We start from the raw sequence: 19,049 nt of genomic DNA, 5'->3' as shown, positions 1-19,049 counted from the left end.
TCGTAGTCAAACGGACTGCGCACAGGCTGTCCGTCGGCACACCCGTCGGACCCGGCTACGGTCCTGATACCCGCAATCCCACACCCGCACTCCCCGGCCCGGAGTGCAAGGAAGGGCCCCCTCTTATCGCTTTCTGTTGTAGCGGGGGCCCTTCCTAACGCCTCAGAAGCGGTCGGTGGGGCGGTAGGTTCCCCAGACCTCGCGGAGGACGCCGCAGACCTCGCCGACGGTGGCCCGGGCCCGCAGCGCCTCCTTCATCGGATAGAGCACGTTCTCCGTACCCGAGGCGGCGGTGCGCAGGTCGGCGAGGGCGCGCTCGACGGCGGCCGCGTCCCGACCGGCCCGCAGCCGGGCCAGCCGGTCGCGCTGGGCAGCCTCGATCGCCGGGTCGACCCGGAGCGGCTGGTACGGCTCCTCCTCGTCGACCGCGAACCGGTTGACCCCGACCACCACCCGGTCACCGGACTCGATCTCCTGCGCGACCCGGTACGCCGAGGTCTCGATCTCGCGCTTCTGGAAGCCCGCCTCGATCGCCTCCACCGCCGAGCCGTGCTCGGCGACCCGGTCCAGCAGGGCCCGCACCCCGGCCTCGATCTCGTCGGTCATCGACTCCACCACGTACGAGCCGGCGAACGGGTCGACCGTGGCGGTCAGGTCGGTCTCGTACGCCAGCACCTGCTGGGTACGCAGCGCCAGCCGGGCCGCCTTCTCGGTGGGCAGCGCGATCGCCTCGTCGAAGCTGTTGGTGTGCAGCGACTGGGTGCCGCCGAGCACCGCGCCGAGCGCCTGGACCGCGACCCTGACCAGGTTCACCTCCGGCTGCTGGGCGGTGAGCTGCACCCCGGCGGTCTGGGTGTGGAAGCGCAGCATCAGCGACTTCGGGTTCACCGCGCCGAACTCGTCGCGCATCAGCCGGGCCCAGATCCGCCGGGCGGCCCGGAACTTGGCCACCTCCTCCAGCAGGGTGGTCCGGGCCACGAAGAAGAACGAGAGCCGGGGCGCGAAGTCGTCGACGGCGAGACCGGCGGCGAGCGCGGCGCGGACGTACTCGACCCCGTTGGCGAGGGTGAAGGCGATCTCCTGCACCGGGGTCGCCCCGGCCTCCGCCATGTGGTAGCCGGAGATCGAGATGGTGTTCCACCTCGGCACCTCCTTGCGGCAGTACCCGAAGGTGTCGGCCACCAGCCGCAGCGAGGGCTTGGGCGGGAAGATGTAGGTGCCCCGGGCGATGTACTCCTTGAGGATGTCGTTCTGGACGGTCCCGTTCAGCGCCGAACCGGCCACTCCGGACTCCTCGGCCACGAGCTGGTAGAGCAGCAGCAGCACCGAGCCGGGCGCGTTGATGGTCATCGAGGTGGAGACCCTGTCCAGCGGGATGCCGGCGAAGAGGGTCCGCATGTCGTCGACGGAGTCGATCGCCACGCCGACCTTGCCGACCTCGCCGTGCGCGATCGGGTGGTCGGAGTCGTAGCCCATCTGGGTGGGCAGGTCGAAGGCGACGGAGAGCCCCATGGTGCCGGCGGCGAGGAGCTGGTGGTAGCGCGCGTTGGACTCGGTGGCGGTGCCGAAGCCGGCGTACTGGCGCATGGTCCACGGCCGCGAGGTGTACATCGTCGGGTGGACGCCCCGGGCGTACGGGAACTCGCCGGGCGCGCCGAGCCGGGCGTCGAGCCCTTCCGGTACGTCGGCGGCGGCGTACACGGGCTTGATCGGGAAACCCGACTCGCTCGACCGACCTTCGCTCATACCGGCATGGTAGAGCCGGCGGCCGGCGCCGCTCCGGGGGCCCGGATCGCCGGCACCCGGCGGTGAGCGGGCCGGCACAGTGCGTCGGAGCCCCTGAACGGTGCGTGACCTAATGAACACTTAAGGTCGAGTTATCGGGAAGTCCGGCGGTTGTCTTTCCCTTCTGCGGTCGGAACCCGCAATATAGGGGGGTTCTGTCCTGTGCCCCCTCGATTCTCTTCGGTGGCTTTTCTGTGACTCAGATCCCGACGTGGAGTGGCGGACCGGCCAATCCCACCAACGGACGTGCGGCACCCGGCGTCACCATCGGCGGTCGGTACTCGTTGCGGGCGGCGGTCGGCCACGGCGGCATGGGCACCGTGTGGCGTGCCGCCGACACCCTGCTCCGCCGCGACGTGGCGGTGAAGGAGGTCGTGCTCCCGCCGGGGCTGGCCCCCAGCGATCGCGACGCGATGTACGAACGCACGCTCCGCGAGGCGCGGGCCGCCGCGGCGCTCCAGCACCCGGCGGTGGTGCAGGTCTACGACGTGGTCCACGAGGGCGGCCGGCCGTGGATCGTGATGGAGCTGCTCGACGCGCGCAGCCTGGCCGACATGGTGATCGAGGACGGCCCGCTCGCACAGCGCGCGGTTGCCAAGATCGGCATCGCGCTGCTCGGCGCGCTCGAGGTGGCGCACGCGATCGGGGTACTGCACCGCGACGTCAAGCCGGCGAACGTGCTGATCTGCTCCGACGGCCGGTGCGTGCTCACCGACTTTGGCGTCGCCCGGATGCCGACCGACGTGCAGCTCACCACCCCCGGCATGGTGCTCGGCTCGCCGCACTTCATCTCGCCGGAGCGGGCCATGGGGCAGGACTTCGGCCCGCCCAGCGACCTCTTCTCGCTCGGCGTCACCCTCTACACGGCGGTGGAGGGCCGGCCGCCCTTTGACAAGGGCGACCCGATCGAGACCATGCACGCGGTGGTGGAGGACCCGCCCGCGCCGCCCTCCCGGTCCGGCCCACTGACCCGGGTGCTGCTCGGCCTGCTGGAGAAGGACCCGTCCCGCCGGCTCGACGTGACCGCCTCCCGGACCATGCTCCGCGAGCTGCTGGCCGGCCCGCTGGCCAGCAACGCCGCCGGACACCTGGTCACCGACCCGTACGCGGTGGTGCCGAGCCAGCGGTCACCGTGGCAGCAGCCGGCGGCCGCCGCGCCGCAGTCACCGGCGGCCCCACCGACCGCCGCCGAGCCGACCCGCTCCACGCGTCCGCAGCCGACGCCGAACGGCGAGATCGGCGGCCGGGCCATGCTCGCCCCCGGCGAGTCCCTGGCCGACCGGATCGCCCGGAGCGCCCGCGAGGCCGCCGGCACCAACCGCCCACCGGCGAACGGCGCCAACCCGCTGGACACCCCGACCGGCGCGATGCCGGGCGCGGCCGGCCGGCGCGGCGGGCCGTTCGACACGCCGACCGGGGCGATGCCCGGGGCCGGCGGCCGGGCCGGCACGGTGCACACGGCTCGCGGCGGCGGCCTCGGTCGCGGCCTGGCCGGCGCCCGGCAGGCCGGCGACTCGGTGCTGCGGACCGTCAAGGGGTGGCCCCGGAAGACGCAGCTCGCCGTGGCCGGCGGCGTCGCCGCCGCGCTGCTGGTCGGCGTCGTCGCCCTCTCGCTCGGCGGCGGCGGTGCCGACCCGGTCAACCCGGCGCCCCAGGCGGGGCCGTCCAGCGCCGCGCCAATCAAGGCCGCGTTCGCCACCCAGTCCCACAGCGAACGAGGAGTCTCTGTCAACGTGCCGAAGGGCTGGAAAAAGATTGCACCAAAAAAGGTCGTATGGATCGACTACACCGATCCTGAGGACAGTGGACGTCGGATACGGCTTTTGGTAGAAGAGGCCACCTCGAGTAGCCGACCGTTGCCATTCCTCAAAAGTGCCGGCGACCGCTTAGCCAGAAATAAGACCAGTTGCTCCGAGCCCTACCAGCAGATAGCACTGGCTGATGCCGAACTAGCTGGCAAGCCTTCAGCCGAGCTGGAGTATACCTGCGGCAAGGGTGACGAGAAGCGGCACGGCATCTGGCATGCAGTCGTCTCCGACGGCAACGTCTACTCATTCTACCTGACCACTCCAGACGAGCGATTCGAGGACAGCAAGGGAATCTTCGATGAGATGGTCCGATCCTTCAAGCTAACCAGTGCCCGATAGGACCGTGGGGTAGCTCGGCCCCAAAGAGCGGAACGTTTGCCCGGATACCCTCGTCGCAAGCCGTTCTCTTCTGTCTAACGAAGGCACCATCGCACCCTATGCGATGGCTGTTCGTCCGTTTGTCGAACAGCCATCGTCACCGGCAGCCAGAACCAACCCATCAGCCCGCACCCAAGACCAGCGCGTCCATGAGGACCCACATCACAGGAAATCGAAGCTAGCACCCGAGCATGGGCAGCACGTGCAAGGTCAGTCGGCAACTCGTCGGCGGCTAACAACAACGCAAATATGACCTAGCAGCTCATATTTGCCCCGTAATCTTCGACGTAGTAATCAGAGACCCACCCCTGCGGCTCCCCAACTGTATAGAGGTACACGAATGACCAGGTAGTAATGCCATTGATCGTGTCACCAGTTGTATAGCAAGCCATCCCCAAGTACGTTCCATTTTCAAAACGCGTAATTAGTCCACAAGAGGTGTGCGGACCAGTGCGGAGAGCTAGACCAGTACTACCTGCACCGACCACTCGGAGGGGACCGTTGGTCGAGCGGTAGGAACTCGAGTGAGAGCAAGAGCCAAGGGCAGTGGACGGTGAGGCTACAACAACACCTACAACACAACCTAACACCACCACGAGCATGAGCGACAACCTAGCCCGAACGACAGTCAGCGGTATTCGCACAGATCCTCCCCAGGATGCCGAATTCATTATCGACATTTGCCGATAACAATTCCTAAGATTAGCCAAAAGCTGAGGTGATCGCAACTGATCGTGGGAGATCAGTCACTTTCTGCACTTCAGGCTCACGAACCCCGTCGCAGCGTGCACCCGCGCGGCGGAGGGCCGGGCTGCGTGCCGGGTCGGTCGACGTGCTATCACAGTCCGATGGCGGCAGAACCTCACCAGTCGGACGACGTGCCCGCGGGCGAGCTGGCCGGGCTGCGGGCCCGGGCCCGGGCGTGGCTCGACGACGATCCCGACCCGGCGACCCGGGACGAGCTGCGCGGCGTGCTCGACCGGCTGCCGGCGAGCGCGGCCGAGCTGGCCGACCGGTTCGCCGGCCCGCTCACCTTCGGCACCGCCGGGCTGCGCGGGCCGCTGCGCGCCGGCCCGAACGGCATGAACCTGGCCGTGGTCACCGCGGCGGCGGCCGGCCTGGTCGGCTGGCTCGCCGGCCGCGCCGCGCCCGGCCCGCTGATCATCGGGTACGACGCCCGGCGCGGCTCGAAGGAGTTCGCCGAGCGGACCGCCCGGGTGGCCACCGGTGCGGGGCGACCGGCCCTGCTGCTTCCCCGGCCGCTCCCCACCCCGGTGCTGGCGTACGCGGTCCGGGCCCTCGGTGCGGTCGCCGGGGTGATGGTGACCGCCAGCCACAACCCGCCGCAGGACAACGGCTACAAGGTCTACCTCGGCGCCGCCACCGGCGGGCCCCGGGGCGCGGGAGCCCAGATCGTGCCCCCGGCCGACACGGAGATCGAGACCGCGATCCGGGCGGTGGGGCCGCTGGCGGCCGTGCCGCTGGGCGAGCCCGGCGAGGTGCTCGGCGACGACGTGGTCGCGGCATACGTCCGGGCCACCGCCGGGGTGGTCAGGCCGGACGGGCCCCGCGACCTGACGATCGCGTACACCCCGCTGCACGGGGTGGGCGGTGCCGTGCTCACCTCGGTCTTCAGCCGGGCCGGGTTCGGGGTGCCGGGCATCGTCGCCGAGCAGGCCGAGCCGGACCCGAGCTTTCCCACCGTGCCCTTCCCCAACCCGGAGGAGCCGGGTGCGGTCGACCGGCTGGTGGCGCTGGCCGGGAAGATCGGCGCGGATATCGCGATCGCGAACGACCCGGACGCCGACCGGTGTGCCGTGGCCATCCCCGACCCGGTGCGCGGCTGGCGGATGTTGCACGGCGACGAGGTGGGCGTGCTCCTCGCCGACCACCTCGTCCGGCAGGGCCGGACCGGGCTCTACGCCACCACGATCGTCTCGTCGTCGCTGCTGCGCGCCCTCTGCCAGGCGCGTGGCCTGCCCTACGGCGAGACGCTTACCGGCTTCAAGTGGATCGTCCGGGCCGAGCCGGAGTCCGGTGACGCCGAGCTGACGTACGGCTACGAGGAGGCGATCGGCTACTGCGTCGCCCCGGAGCAGGTGCGGGACAAGGACGGGATCAGTGCCGCGCTCCTCTTCGCCGAGCTGGCGGCGACGCTGAAGGCCGGCGGACGGACCGTGGCGGACCGGCTGGACGAGTTGGCCGCCGAGTTCGGCGTGCACCTGACCGACCAGCTCTCGGTCCGGGTCGACGAGCTGGCCGAGATCGCGAACGCGATGACCCACCTCCGGACGAGGACCCCGGGAACGCTGCTCGACGAGCCGGTCACGTCGGTGCGGGACCTCGCCCCGGCGGCGGACGTGCTGATCCTGCGTACCGGCTCCGCCCGGGTGGTGGTCCGGCCCTCCGGCACCGAGCCGAAGCTGAAGGCGTACCTGGAGGTGGTGGAGCCGGTCCCCGACGGCGACGTGCCGGCGGCCCGGGAGCGCGCCGCCGCCTCGGTACGCGCGCTGCGCACCGAGACCGCCGCCGCCCTCGGCATCTGGTAACCGGTCGCGCAGCCGGTGCGGGCGGAGGGCGGTCAGGTCAGGTCAGGTCCGGCTGCCCAGCGCGGCGTCGATGGCCCGGGAGAGCGCGGCGATCACCAGCGCCACCGACGGGCGGATGGTGCTCTCCTCCAGGCTGCCGTCGTCGGCGAAGCCCGCACTCCGGGCGATCTCCGTCAGCCGCTTCCGGGCGTCCTCGGCGGCCGGACCGGTCAGCCCGAGGCTGGGCTGCACCCGGATCGCCGCCATCACGGCGGCGAGCGCCGCCGTCCGCTCGTCCGGCACGGCCTCGCCGGTCAGCGCGTCCACCAACCGGCCCCGGATCTCGGCCTCCACCGAGGGGTCGAGCACCGGGTAGCGGTGCACGTGGATGTAGCCGAGTTCGGTCTCGTCGACGTCGCTGACCACACCCCGCGCGCAGAGATCGCCGAGGATCCGGTCGCGCAACCCGTGCCGGAGCCGCTGCACCCAGGAGGCCGGCGTGTGCGGGGAGTCCGCCGCGATCCGGGCGAGCACGTCGTCGGCGATCGGGTCGCCGGTCGGGGTGGGGTCGGTGGCCACGATCGACCCGTCGGAGAAGGCGATCCGGCCGGCGAGCGCGAGCTCGACCAGTACCGCGGCGGCCATTCCCAGGTCGAGTCCGATCCGCGACCCGGTCGCCTTGCCGGACTTATCGTCGTAGCCGAGCAGCAGCAGTTCCTCGGCCAGCCCAACACCACTCATGGCCCGAGACGGTAGCCGCTCGGCGCCACCTGCGCATGCGTCCCGGCCGACGCGGTCGCCGCCGGTTCGCCTCCCGCCCCGGACGGCCCCGGCCGGGGCGGGACGATCCGGCCGGGTCAGAACCGGGGCATGCCGCCGAACTGCCGGTCACCGGCGTCGCCCAGCCCCGGCACGATGAACATCCGGTCGTTGAGCCGCTCGTCGATGGCGGCCGTGACCAGCCGCAGCGGCAGCCCCGACCGGTCCAGCCGCGCGATGCCGGCCGGCGCGGCGAGGACGCAGAGCACGGTGATGTCGGTGCAGCCCCGGTCGGCGAGGAGCCGGCAGCAGTGCTCCAGCGAGCCGCCGGTGGCCACCATCGGGTCGAGCACCAGCACCGGCCGCCCGGTCAGGTCGGTCGGCAGCGACTCCATGTAGGCGCGCGGCTCGAAGGTGTGCTCGTCGCGGGCCAGCCCGACGAACCCCATCGACGCCTCGGGCAGCAGGCCGAGCGCGGAGTCGGCCATGCCGAGGCCGGCGCGGAGCACCGGGACCAGCAGCGGCGGGTTGGCCAGCCGGATGCCGTCGGTCGGCGCGACCGGGGTGTCGATCGAGAACCGTTCGACCGGCAGGGAGCGCGCGGCCTCGTACACCAGCATGCTGGTGAGTTCGCGCAGCGCGGCGCGGAACGACGCCGAGTCGGTCCGGGCGTCGCGCATCACGGTCAGCCTCGTCTGGGCCACCGGATGGTCAACCACGAGTACGTCCACGGTCGCTCAACCTACCGGTAACCTGCCCGGCGCGATGCGCCGCCGGCACTCGTGGGCCGCCCGCCACCTCCGCCGCCCTATGATCAAGATCACATGGCGGTACCGGTGCGTAGACTTGCCGCCATGACGGCGACAACGGCGTCCGCGGTGGCGGCAACCGCACCGGCGCGCTCCGACCGCTCCGACCTCTCCGAGGTCGGGCGCTCCGAGGCGACCCTGCGGATCTTCCTGCACGGCCTGCCCGGGGTGGACCAGGTCGGGGCGGAGCAGCGGGCGGCGATGCTCGGCACCCGCTCGATCAAGACCAGCGCCAAGGCGTGGGCGATCGACATGGCGATCCGGATGGTCGACCTGACCACCCTGGAGGGCGCCGACACCCCGGGCAAGGTGCGGGCCCTGGCGACCAAGGCGCTGCGCCCGGACCCGGCCGACCCGTCGTGCCCGCCGGTCGCCGCGGTCTGCGTCTATCCGACGATGGTCCCGGTGGCCGCCGCCGTGCTCGCCGGGACCGGCGCGGACGCCGGCCGGGCGCTACCCGCCGGGGCGGGCCGGGGACAACAGCTTCGGGACGGGACGGGCCGGGTGCAGCCACCCGGCGGGCCGGGCCCGGTGCATCTGGCCAGCGTCGCGACGGCGTTCCCGTCCGGGCAGGCGCCGCTGGAGGTCCGGCTCGCGGACACCCGCGCCGCCGTGGCCGCCGGGGCGGACGAGATCGACATGGTGATCAACCGGGGCGCCTTCCTCTCCGGCCGCTACCGGGAGGTCTACGACGAGATCGTGGCGGTGAAGGCCGCCTGCGGGGACGCCCACCTCAAGGTCATCCTGGAGACCGGCGAGCTGGTCACCTACGACAACGTCCGGCGGGCCTCCTGGCTGGCGATGCTGGCCGGCGCCGACTTCGTCAAGACCTCGACCGGCAAGGTGCCGGTGGCCGCCACCCTGCCGGTCACCCTGGTGATGCTGGAGGCGGTCCGGGACTTCCGGGACGCCACCGGACGGCAGGTCGGGGTCAAACCGGCGGGCGGGATCCGGACCACCAAGGACGCGATCAAATACCTGGTACTGGTGAACGAGACCGCCGGCCCGGACTGGCTGCACCCCGACCGGTTCCGGTTCGGCGCCTCCAGCCTGCTCAACGACCTGCTGATGCAGCGGACCAAGCTGAGCACCGGCGTCTACTCCGGCCCCGACTACTTCACCCTGGACTGAGCAGCATGTTCGAATACGCCCCCGCGCCCGAGTCGCGCGCCGTGCTGGACCTGAAGCCGTCGTACGGGCTCTTCATCGGCGGTGAGTTCGTCGAGCCCGGTGACGGCGGCACCCTCAAATCGATAAATCCCGCCTCCGAGGAGGCGCTCGCCGAGGTGGCCGAGGCCGGACCCGGCGACGTGGACCGGGCGGTCCGGGCGGCGCGCCGGGCGTACGACGAGGTCTGGGGCCCGATGTCCGGCCGGGACCGGGCCAAGTACCTGTTCCGGATCGCCCGGATCGTCCAGGAACGCTCCCGGGAACTGGCGGTGCTGGAGTCGCTGGACAACGGCAAGCCGATCCGGGAGTCCCGGGACGTCGACCTGCCGCTGGTCGCCGCGCACTTCTTCTACTACGCCGGCTGGGCCGACAAGCTCGGGCACGCCGGGTTCGGACCGGACCCGCGCCCGCTCGGCGTGGCCGGGCAGGTCATCCCGTGGAACTTCCCGCTGCTGATGCTGGCCTGGAAGATCGCCCCGGCGCTGGCCGCCGGCAACACGGTGGTGCTCAAGCCGGCCGAGACCACCCCGCTCAGCGCGCTGCTCTTCGCCGAGATCTGCCAGCAGGCCGACCTGCCGCCCGGCGTGGTCAACATCGTCACCGGGGCCGGCGAGACCGGCCGGGCGCTTGTCGAGCACGCCGGGATCGACAAGGTGGCCTTCACCGGCTCCACCGAGGTCGGCCGGCAGATCGCCCGCGCGGTCGCCGGCACCGGAAAGAAGCTCACCCTGGAGCTGGGCGGCAAGGCGGCGAACATCGTCTTCGACGACGCCCCCGTCGACCAGGCCGTCGAGGGGATCGTCAACGGCATCTTCTTCAACCAGGGCCACGTCTGCTGCGCCGGCTCGCGGCTGCTGGTCCAGGAATCGGTGTACGACGAGGTGCTCGCCTCGCTCAAGCGCCGGATGGCCCGGCTGCGGGTCGGTGACCCGCTGGACAAGAACACCGACATCGGCGCGATCAACTCGGCGGAACAACTGGACCGGATCCGGACGCTCAGCGAGATCGGGTCGAGCGAGGGTGCCGAGCGCTGGTCCCCGCCGTGCGACCTGCCGGAGCAGGGCTTCTGGTTCGCCCCGACCATCTTCACCGGGGTCAGCCAGGCGCACCGGATCGCCCGCGAGGAGATCTTCGGACCGGTGCTCTCGGTGCTGACCTTCCGCACCCCTGCCGAGGCCGTGGAGAAGGCGAACAACACTCCCTACGGACTGTCGGCCGGGATCTGGACCGAGAAGGGCTCCCGGATCCTCTGGATGGCGGACCGGCTGCGCGCCGGGGTGGTCTGGGCCAACACGTTCAACAAGTTCGACCCCACCTCGCCGTTCGGCGGCTACAAGGAGTCGGGCTACGGCCGGGAGGGCGGCCGGCAGGGTCTGGAGGCGTACCTCGATGTCTGAGCGGGTGGCGGTACGCAAGACGTACAAGCTCTTCATCGGCGGGAAGTTCCCGCGCAGCGAGTCGGGGCGGTCGTATCCGGTGCAGAACTCCAACGTGGCACTCGCCTCCCGCAAGGACGTCCGGGACGCCGTGCTGGCGGCGCGGGCGGCGGTCAAGGGCTGGTCCGGCGCGACCGCGTACAACCGGGGGCAGATCCTCTACCGGGTCGCCGAGATGCTGGAGGGGCGGCGGGACCAGTTCGTCGGCCTCGGCGCGCCGGCCGCCGAGGTGGACGAGGCGATCGACCGCTGGGTCTGGTATGCCGGCTGGGCCGACAAGCTCACCCAGGTGTACGGCAACGCCAACCCGGTCGCCGGGCCGTACTTCAACCTCTCCGCACCCGAGCCGACCGGGGTGGTCGGGGTGGTCGCCCCGGCCGAACCGGCGCTGCTCGCGCTGGTCAGCGTCGTCGCACCGGCGATCGTCACCGGCAACACGGTGGTGGTGCTGGTCGCCGAGGCGAGCCCGCTGCCGGCGGTCACCCTGGCCGAGGTGCTGGCCACCTCCGACCTGCCCGGCGGGGTGGTGAACCTGCTCACCGGCCGGCCGACCGAGACCGCACCCTGGCTCGCCGGGCACATGGACGTGAACGCGCTCGACCTGACCGGGGTCGCCGACCCGGAGCTCGCCGCCGAGCTGGAGCGGGCCGCGGCCGGGAACCTCAAGCGGGTGCTGCGGCCGGCCGCCGGGCCGGTGGACTGGAGCGCCGACCCGGGGATCGGCCGGATGACGGCGTTCCTGGAGACCAAGACTGTCTGGCACCCGAAGGGGGTCTGACGAGGGCCACCTCGTCTGGCACACTGCCGTCGCATGGGCGAGGCGGCGCCACGGACCCGGAGCAGTCTCGTCCGGGACCTGCGCGAGTTGGGAGTACGGGCCGGGAGCACGATCCTGGTGCACGCCTCGCTGCGGGCGCTCGGCTGGGTCTGCGGCGGCGCCCCGACGGTGGTCCGGGCACTGCTCGACGTGCTGGGCGCGGAGGGGACGCTTGTCGTACCGGCGTTCACCTGGGACAACCGTGACCCGTCCCACTGGTCACACGTCCGGGTCCCCGAGTCCTGGTGGCCGGCGATCCGGGCGGAGCTGCCGGCCTTCGATCCCGCCGTCACACCCTGCCGCGAGCTGGGCATGATCGCGGAGACGGTCCGGACCTGGCCCGGGGCCGCGCGCAGCGACCACCCGCAGACCTCGTTCGCGGCGGTCGGCGCCCGGGCCCGGGAGCTGACCGCCCGGCACCCGATCACCTCGGAGCTCGGACCGGAGTCCCCGTTGGGTGCGATCGAGCTGGCCGGCGGCGACACGTTGCTCGTCGGCGTCGGATACGAGCAGTGCACCGCGTTCCATCTGGCGGAGTACCGGCTGCCCGGGCTGGGCCACCGGACCAACCGCTGCGTGGTGACGACTCCGGAGGGCCGGCGGCGGTGGACCAGCTATCGGGCCGCACTGCTGGACGACCGCGACTTCGCCGAGCTCGGCAGGGATTTCGAATCGATCTCCGCGAATGCAGTCCGAATCGGTAATGTGGGCGCTGGGAAGGCGGTGCTGTTTTCCGTCAGCTCTGCGGTGACGTACGCGATGACCTGGCTGCCCCGTCATCGCCCGGCGTCGGGCCAGCTCACGTCTCCCGACTGACGGCGACACGCCGAAGGTGGGCAGATGGATGAACCCCCACGTTCCGCACGACCTGCGCCGACGATGTCGCAGCGGCAACAATCACGGCACACTCCGGCGAAGCGGCACGGGTTTACGGCCGAGCAGTTCACGGCGCTGGGGCGGGGTGGTGGCGACCGCGACGCGATCGAGATCCTGGTCGCCAGCCAACGGTCGAAACGCCTGGTGCAGTTGCGTGAGGTCAACCGGAGAGCGCGGCTGCTCGGCGGTCCTGCCGCGACCTCGACAGAACGGGCCTTCGCGCTGCTCACGACCGCTGAGAATCGCCGGCCAGAGGTCACACGTAGGTTGCTGGCTCACCCTTACCTGGACAACTGGGCGAATACCTGCCTGCGGCGGTTCGACAGCGGTGGTGGCGACGGCGGGCAACCGCGCGGCGCCCTCGACTACCTGACCGCCCTGGCTACGGCCGCGGCGGCCCTGGCAGGCATGCGGTTCGAGGTCGAGCTGACGAACAGCGGTGGGACCGTCGTACTGCCCACCCTCGGCGCCGCGACCGGGCTCGGCCCGGGTCCGGTCCGGATCGTCGGTGTACCGGGCCGGCTGGTCTTCGTCGGCTCCACCCGGCGAGTAGCGGTCGCGCCGCCCTTCCAACAGCCGTCCGAGGACTGGGCGCCCCGGCGGCTGATTCAGGTCGGTGACGGACGCCACCGTTACCAGCTGGCGATCGAGGACCTGGACCCGTACCGGGACTGCTACCAGTGGCTGCCGGCGGACCGGCTGACCGATCAGGCTGCGGCAGGGCTCGGCCGGCGTTTCCGGCTGGCCTGGAAGCTCCTCACCCGGCAGTTTCCCGACTACGCCGCGGGGATCCGGACCGCGTTGGTCTCCGTGGTGCCGCTCGCTCCGGCCGCCGAGGGCACGACCCGGGGCGCCACCTCGTTCCACGCCTTCGGTTCGGTGGCTGTTTCCAGCTTCTCCGAGCCGCAATCCCTCGCCCTGTCACTGATCCACGAGTTCCAACACATGAAACTGGTGGCCATCAACGACCTGGTCAACCTGCACGAAGCGGACCCGGGTGGGCACTATCTCGCCCCGTGGCGGCCGGACCCGCGACCGCTGTCGGCGCTGTTGCAGGGCACGTACGCGCACCTGGGCGTCTGCGACTTCTGGCGGCGCCGTCGGCAGAGCCTGACCAATCCCGCGGCCCTGCGGTCCGCGCACTTCGAGTTCGCACTCTGGCGCCGGCTCACCCTGCTCGCCGCCGAGAACCTGCTCGAAACCAGCGCGTTGACCCGTCTCGGCGTCACCTTCGTCAAACCGATGGCGCGAGAGCTGGTCGCCTGGGGGGACGAGGCGGTGCCGACCGACATCGACCGGTACGCCGCCGATGCGGCGCTGGCCTACATCATCCGGTGGCGCCTGACGAACGGCCCGACACCCGCCGACGATCTGAGCTGGCTCGCCGACGCACCCCGACCGGCCTGGCTGCCGGAGCGGGTGGACCTGGCCACCCTGTTCCCCGTCGCCACCACGTCGGAACCGACCGATTCGGTGGCAGCCGAGCCGGTTCTGGTCGCCATGATCCGGGCGACCGCCAATGGCGGCGAGGTGGACGCCGCAGCAACGCCGAGCCCCGCCGACCTCGCATACCTGGACGGCCGCTTCTCCGACGCGGTACGCGGCTACGCCTCGACGATCCGGCGGGGTAACGTCGAAGCGTGGATCGGGCTCGCCGTGGCGTTCGGCCGTGAGTCGGATCTACCCCGGCGGGTGACCGAGCATCTGGGGTTGGCCCGCCAGTTGCACGAGGCCGGCAGCCAAGCCGACCCAGCCGACGTGCTGCGGTGGCTGGCCACCCAGCTGGCGACACGCCGATAGCCGGTGGGATGCCATCCGCTCTGCTCTAGCGATCTAAAGCGGCTCAAGCTCGATGTCGATGCTGATGCGCTGGCCATCACGGATCGCGGCGGTGTTCGGGTGCTCGTCGCCGAGGACCTGCCGGGACAGGTCGAGCGCCTTCTGAAGCTGGCGCCGGCCGTCGTGCACGGCACCGGTGTCCCGGAGACTGATCGCCAGGTTGGCCGTGGCCGCGATCGTGGTCGGATGCTCCCGGCCCAACCGCTCCACCAGCCTGCCCTGACTGCGCTCATCCAGCCGCCGGGCCTCCGTCGCGTCGCCCGTGGCGGATCGTGCGTTGGCCAGGTTGAGCCGGCAGGCCAGGGTGTAGGGGTGGTCGTCGCCGAGGACGTCGGTGAACCGCTCGGCGGCATCCGCCAGGACCGGCAGCGCTGCCGCGGCGTCCCCGGCCCGGAGTAGGACAATACCGAGATCATTTTCCGCGCCGAGGGTGTACGGGTGGTCCGCTCCGAACTCCTTCTGGAAATAGGTCACCGCGTCGCGTGCCTGTGCCTGGGCCAGCACGTGATCCCCGAGCACGGACCGGAGGCAGGCCGACTCCAGCAGACATCCGTTGGTCTCCGGGTTCCGCTCGGTGAGTGTCTGGTGAGCTCGACGCAGTGTGTCGTCAAGCAGCGCGACGGCGTCGTGCGGGTGGCCCATCCGGCGGATCGTCACCGCAAGGCTCTTGGCCGCGACCAGGGTCAGCCAATCGTCGTCGCCGAGCAGGTCCCGGGAGCCTTCCAGCGCCCGCTCCAGCGTTTCGCGGGACGCCACGTGGTCGCCCAGGGCCCGGAGGTCTCGCCCGTAGGCGATTGCCGAGTACAAGGTCCACTTGTTTCGCTCGCCGAGCACCTTCCGCCGGCGGCGCAGGGTGTCCGCGTCGATCCGCGCGGCCTCGCCGTAGTTTCCGGCCAACCGCTCCGTCAGCGCCACGTTGTTCGCCGCGCCGAGTGTCCGGAAGAAGTCGTCGCCGTAGGTGGCGCGCCACCGCTGCCAGGACGCGCGGTTCAGGTCCGCAGCCCCACGGTAATCTCCCGAGTACTGCAGGTCGCCAGCGAGGCCGCCCGCCGCTTCGAGCGTGTAGAAGTGGTCGTGACCGAGCAGCTCGGCGAGCCGGGGCAGCACCTCTCTGCTGTTGGCCAGCGAATCGCGGAGCCGGCCTGCGGTCCGCAGCGTGTTGGCGAGCAGCACCCGCAGCCGCAGGGCGAGGGCGTCCTCGGTGTCCAACATCGTCGACCACTGCTTGAGCGCCCGCTCGGCCAGCTCCTCACTGCCCGCGAGGTCGCCACGCAGCCAGAGGTAGCGCACCATCTCGAGGACCAGCTGTCGCGTCGCGTCGTCCCGGGACTCGAGCACGCCGGAGGGTTCGAGGTGTGGGCGCAGCTCCTCGTAGGTCGACCAGTTCTCCGGGTCGTCCACCCCGCCCTGTCTCGCCGCCGACGTGGCCGCGAGGATCTCCTGCACCTGCACCCGGCTCTCCGCCCTCGCCTCGACGCTCATCGCGTCCCTGATAACCGTTTGTACCAGCCGGTGAACCCGGATCGCGTTGTTTGCCGGATCGACCCGGGCGAGCGCATAACGACCGATATCCTGGATCAGCGCGCCGTGCAGCAGCGGGTCGCGCATCGCCCGGTCGACCTTGGCCAGTTCCTCGACCATCCTCGGCGTCTGGAGCAGCCAGGTCGGGATCGGCTCCGGGGAGAAGAACGAGAGCAGCTCCAGCAGACGGGCGGCGGCGGGTCGGCCTTCCCGCAGCCGTTGCAGCGAGAGGTTCCAGGTGACCGCCGCCGAGGTCGGATAGCCCTGCGGCGGCTTCTCGGCCAGCATCTCGGGCAACCGGGTGTCCAAGAGTTGCAGGTAGCTCCGCACCGGCATCGCCGTGGTGGCCAACCAGGCCGCCGCCTGCTCCACCACCAGCGGAAGATCACCCAGCCGCTCGGCCACCGCGTCGGCGTCGCTCGGCGCCATCGTCTCCACCCGGCGCGAGATCAGCTCGACGCTCTCGGCCCGCTCGAAGACCCCGATCTCGAGGTGCTCGGCGACCTGTGTCCAGCCCTGGTTGCGGGTGGTGACGATCACGTCGCCGGGCCCGTCGGGCAGGAAGTCCCGGAGCTGTTCCGGCTCCTCCGGGTTGTCAAAGATGATCAGCCATCGGGGGAAGCGGCTGCCCTGCCGCAACGCCTGGAGGACGGCGTCGACCTGTTCGTTCACGGTCGGTCCGGACGGCAGTTTGAGCTGCCCGGCGAGCTTGGCCAGCTCGGCCCGGACGATCTGCGGCTGGTCCGCCGAGATCCACCAGACGATCTCGTAGTAGGCGGCGAACCGGTGCGCGTACTCCAGGGCGATCTGGGTCTTGCCGACCCCGCCCAGGCCGAGCAGGGCCAGCGGTTGTGCCGTCGGATGCCGGTGCAGCCGGTCCCGCAGGGTCTCCAGGATCCCGGCCCGGCCGGTGAACGCCGGGTTCCGGGCCGGCACCCGCCAGACCGGCGGCAGCGCGGCCGGAAACCGCGGCCAGGTCTGCCCCTCGCCCCCGGCACCGGGCGACGACGGCACGTCCACCAGATCGAGCGCCGCCAGCAGGGCTTCCCGGGCCCTGGTCGCCGACACCCCGTGCAGGTCGATGACGTCCCGCTCCTCGATCGTCGACGGGGTCGGGGTGGTGTCGAACCGGATCGGGACGATGAACCGGCCGGGTCCGTCGTAATCCTTCTCCTGCCCGCGCCGCCACAGCCGCGCCGCGTCCCGGGAACGCGCGTACTCCTGGGAGAGCAGCACCAGCATCCGGTCGGCCCGGTCGACCTCCTCCACCGACAGGCGCTGCTCGACCAGCCGGCTGGACTGGCTGACCCGGTTCAACTCGGCCGCGATCCACTCGGCCCAGATGCGGTCCCGCGGTGCGTAACTGACCACCACCTCGCCCGGTCCCGGCGGCGTCCGGCGTTCGAAGTCGGCCAACCAGCGCAGCCGCCGGGCCTCCGGCATGAGGACCGGCAGCTCGACCGGCGAACCGACCACGATCCCGGTCAGCCGCTCGTACGCGGCCAGCAGCGTCCCCTCCTGGCGGGGCCGGTCGCCGAACGCGGCGAGGATCTCCTCGTAGGCGTAGTAGACCTTGTAGGGGATCTCGACGGAGCCCCAGTACTTGTCGGCGTTCTGCCGTTCCAGCGCCCTGACGAACGGCTCGAACTGCTGCCGGGCGTGCGTACGGCTGCGCTCCAGCTTGGTCTGCTCGCCATCCTCGACCCGGGTCGGCACCGGGAAGATCTGGATCGGCTGTCCCCGGCGCTGGTTGCGGATCGAGCGGGCGATCGAGACCGCGCCCTGGATGCTCTGGGTGCTCATGGTGAAGCAGTTGACCAGCACGTCCGGTAGCACGACGGTGCAGATCCCGGCGGTGTCGCTGAGCCCGGTCCGGCTGTCGACCAGGATGTAGTCGTAGTTCGCCCGCAGGTCCTTGCGGAGTGCGGTCAGGAAGGCCGCCCCGCCGAGCCGGTCGTAGAAGTCGTCCCAGTTGAAGGTGCTGACCCGGGCCGAGTACTCCGGGACCTGCCGGCCCGCCGGCACCAGGTCGATCCCACCGTCACCCGGGAAGGGGAACTCCAGCGAACTGGCGTAGCGCTGGATCCGGGCCAGGTCGGAGACTTCGGCGGGATCCAGCACCGCGGAGCCGTCCTCGGCCGGCCGGGTGGCCGCCCTGGCGTACTCGCGGACCAGGTCGATCACCCCGTGCGAGCCGCGCAGTTCCTTGTCCACGAGGAACGGGTGGAAGTAGCGGTGCAGCCCGGGAGACTCCAGGTCCCAGTCGATGGTCAGCACCCGGTGGCCGTTGCTGGCCAGCAGCCAGGCGACGTTGGCCAGCGCCATCGTCCGGCCGGTACCACCCTTGTAGGAATAGAAGGTGATGATCCGGCCGAGAGGTTGCCGGTTGTCCTCATGGTCGATCATGACCATCCCCCCACCCGGTGTGTGGCGCGGCACCGGCGTCCCCGACCGGCTCTTCCGAATCGGGGCGCTCCAGGTCCTCCGCGGCTTCGAGACTGAGAATCGGCCGGGGCTGCGGAATGTCCGGTTGGTCTGCATCCCGTTCATCCGCATCCCGCGGTATGCCCGACGCGTCGGCATCCCGGCCCGACCGGTCCCACGGCATCGACCTCGGTGCCGGCTCCGGCTGCGCGACCGCATCGGGCCGGACCGGTTCGGCGGGTGGGTGGAACGCGCTGCTCACCGCCCGCAGATCGGCCTCGGCGCCGGAGCGCGGATCGACCTCGGGCAGCCGGCGATCCTGCTGGACGGCCTCGCAGACCAGCCGGGCGAGGGCCAGCACGAACCGGTCGTAGTCCCGGCCGTCCTCCCGGAGCAACTCGCGCAGGCCCTCCCGCTCGTACGCCGCGCCGAGCCGTGGGTCGTGATGCTGGATGTGATCCAGGAAGTCGGGCACCGGGGTCGGCACCCAGAAGATCGGAATCAACCGGGCCTGGCGCGGTCCGGCGGGCTGTTCCCAGCGCCGGATCCGTGCACTGAACACCGCCCATTCCCGGCCACAGAAGTCGCTGCGGAAGTAGCGCGGGGAGAACAACGCGATCATTGTCTGGGCGCGACAGAGCGCCTCGAACAATTGCCGGGGCCAGTGGTCCCCGAGGCGCAACGCCCCGCCATCGTGGAACCCGACCTGGGTGCCGACATCCTCGCCGGTCAGCATCGCGATCTCCGTGCTCAGGTCGGCGAAGAACCGCTGGACGCGGGCCTGGTCGTCGCGTCCACCATGCGCGTAGCTCAAGAAGAAGTACAGCACCGGTCCTCCCCGGACTCCGCGCCGTACCGACCGGGATATCCGATCAACGTCGAAGTGGGAGATCACCGTA

Annotated in this window: 12 protein-coding genes; 7 read left to right on the top strand and 5 right to left on the bottom strand. The window is 71.1% G+C overall.

The annotated features are described in order from the left end of the window. Positions 1 to 162: 162 nt before the first annotated feature. Positions 163 to 1,746, bottom strand: a complete 1,584-nt coding sequence (locus tag ACN27G_RS35560) for an acyl-CoA mutase large subunit family protein (RefSeq protein ID WP_421496998.1) — start codon at positions 1,744 to 1,746, stop codon at positions 163 to 165. Between the two features lie 233 nt (positions 1,747 to 1,979). Between ACN27G_RS35560 and ACN27G_RS35555 the strand changes: the two genes are divergently transcribed. Together ACN27G_RS35555 and ACN27G_RS35550 are read left to right on the top strand one after the other, a co-directional pair. Further along, positions 1,980 to 3,932 (top strand): protein kinase domain-containing protein, encoded by a 1,953-nt coding sequence (locus tag ACN27G_RS35555; RefSeq protein ID WP_421496997.1) that lies wholly within the window; start codon positions 1,980 to 1,982, stop codon positions 3,930 to 3,932. Positions 3,933 to 4,819: 887 nt separating this feature from the next. Then, on the top strand, positions 4,820 to 6,520 hold the full coding sequence (locus ACN27G_RS35550; protein ID WP_421496996.1) for a phospho-sugar mutase: 1,701 nt from the start codon (positions 4,820 to 4,822) through the stop codon (positions 6,518 to 6,520). Between the two features lie 42 nt (positions 6,521 to 6,562). Here the strand turns inward: ACN27G_RS35550 and ACN27G_RS35545 are convergent, their stop codons facing one another. Both ACN27G_RS35545 and upp read right to left on the bottom strand, forming a co-directional pair. Then, the gene (locus ACN27G_RS35545) at positions 6,563 to 7,240 is read right to left on the bottom strand and encodes a GOLPH3/VPS74 family protein (protein ID WP_421496995.1); all 678 of its coding nucleotides are present in this window, start codon (positions 7,238 to 7,240) and stop codon (positions 6,563 to 6,565) included. Between the two features lie 116 nt (positions 7,241 to 7,356). Continuing rightward, a complete protein-coding gene (gene upp / locus ACN27G_RS35540; RefSeq protein WP_421496994.1) occupies positions 7,357 to 7,989 on the bottom strand; it encodes a uracil phosphoribosyltransferase in 633 nt (210 codons plus the stop codon). Between the two features lie 123 nt (positions 7,990 to 8,112). On the opposite strand from upp, the gene deoC reads away from it, so the two are divergent. The 5 genes from deoC to ACN27G_RS35515 are packed head-to-tail and all read left to right on the top strand — an operon-like array spanning position 8,113 to position 14,166. Continuing rightward, the gene (gene deoC, locus ACN27G_RS35535) at positions 8,113 to 9,198 is read left to right on the top strand and encodes a deoxyribose-phosphate aldolase (protein ID WP_421496993.1); all 1,086 of its coding nucleotides are present in this window, start codon (positions 8,113 to 8,115) and stop codon (positions 9,196 to 9,198) included. 5 nt (positions 9,199 to 9,203) lie between these two features. After that, the gene (locus ACN27G_RS35530) at positions 9,204 to 10,634 is read left to right on the top strand and encodes an aldehyde dehydrogenase family protein (protein ID WP_421496992.1); all 1,431 of its coding nucleotides are present in this window, start codon (positions 9,204 to 9,206) and stop codon (positions 10,632 to 10,634) included. Next, positions 10,627 to 11,451 carry an aldehyde dehydrogenase family protein gene (locus tag ACN27G_RS35525; protein WP_421496991.1) on the top strand — a complete coding sequence of 275 codons (825 nt, stop codon included), beginning with the start codon at positions 10,627 to 10,629 and terminating at the stop codon, positions 11,449 to 11,451. The genes ACN27G_RS35530 and ACN27G_RS35525 overlap by 8 nt, the downstream gene beginning before the upstream one ends. 33 nt (positions 11,452 to 11,484) lie before the next feature. After that, positions 11,485 to 12,306 carry an aminoglycoside N(3)-acetyltransferase gene (locus ACN27G_RS35520; RefSeq protein WP_421496990.1) on the top strand — a complete coding sequence of 274 codons (822 nt, stop codon included), beginning with the start codon at positions 11,485 to 11,487 and terminating at the stop codon, positions 12,304 to 12,306. 24 nt (positions 12,307 to 12,330) lie between these two features. Next, a complete protein-coding gene (locus ACN27G_RS35515) occupies positions 12,331 to 14,166 on the top strand; it encodes an HEXXH motif domain-containing protein (protein ID WP_421496989.1) in 1,836 nt (611 codons plus the stop codon). Positions 14,167 to 14,199: 33 nt separating this feature from the next. On the opposite strand, the gene fxsT is transcribed toward ACN27G_RS35515, so the two are convergent. Both fxsT and ACN27G_RS35505 read right to left on the bottom strand, forming a co-directional pair. Further along, positions 14,200 to 18,132: an FxSxx-COOH system tetratricopeptide repeat protein gene (gene fxsT, locus ACN27G_RS35510; RefSeq protein WP_421496988.1), complete on the bottom strand. Its 3,933-nt coding sequence runs from the start codon at positions 18,130 to 18,132 to the stop codon at positions 14,200 to 14,202. Beyond that, entirely contained in the window at positions 18,119 to 18,979 is an 861-nt protein-coding gene (locus ACN27G_RS35505) for a TIR-like protein FxsC (RefSeq protein ID WP_421496987.1), read from the bottom strand. The genes fxsT and ACN27G_RS35505 overlap by 14 nt, the downstream gene beginning before the upstream one ends. Positions 18,980 to 19,049 lie beyond the last annotated feature (70 nt).

The sequence above is a fragment of the Plantactinospora sp. WMMB334 genome (assembly GCF_049179095.1).
Taxonomy (GTDB): Bacteria; Actinomycetota; Actinomycetes; order Mycobacteriales; family Micromonosporaceae; genus Plantactinospora.
Note: the sequence above shows the minus strand (reverse complement) of the source record. Positions and strands in the feature narration are given on the sequence as shown.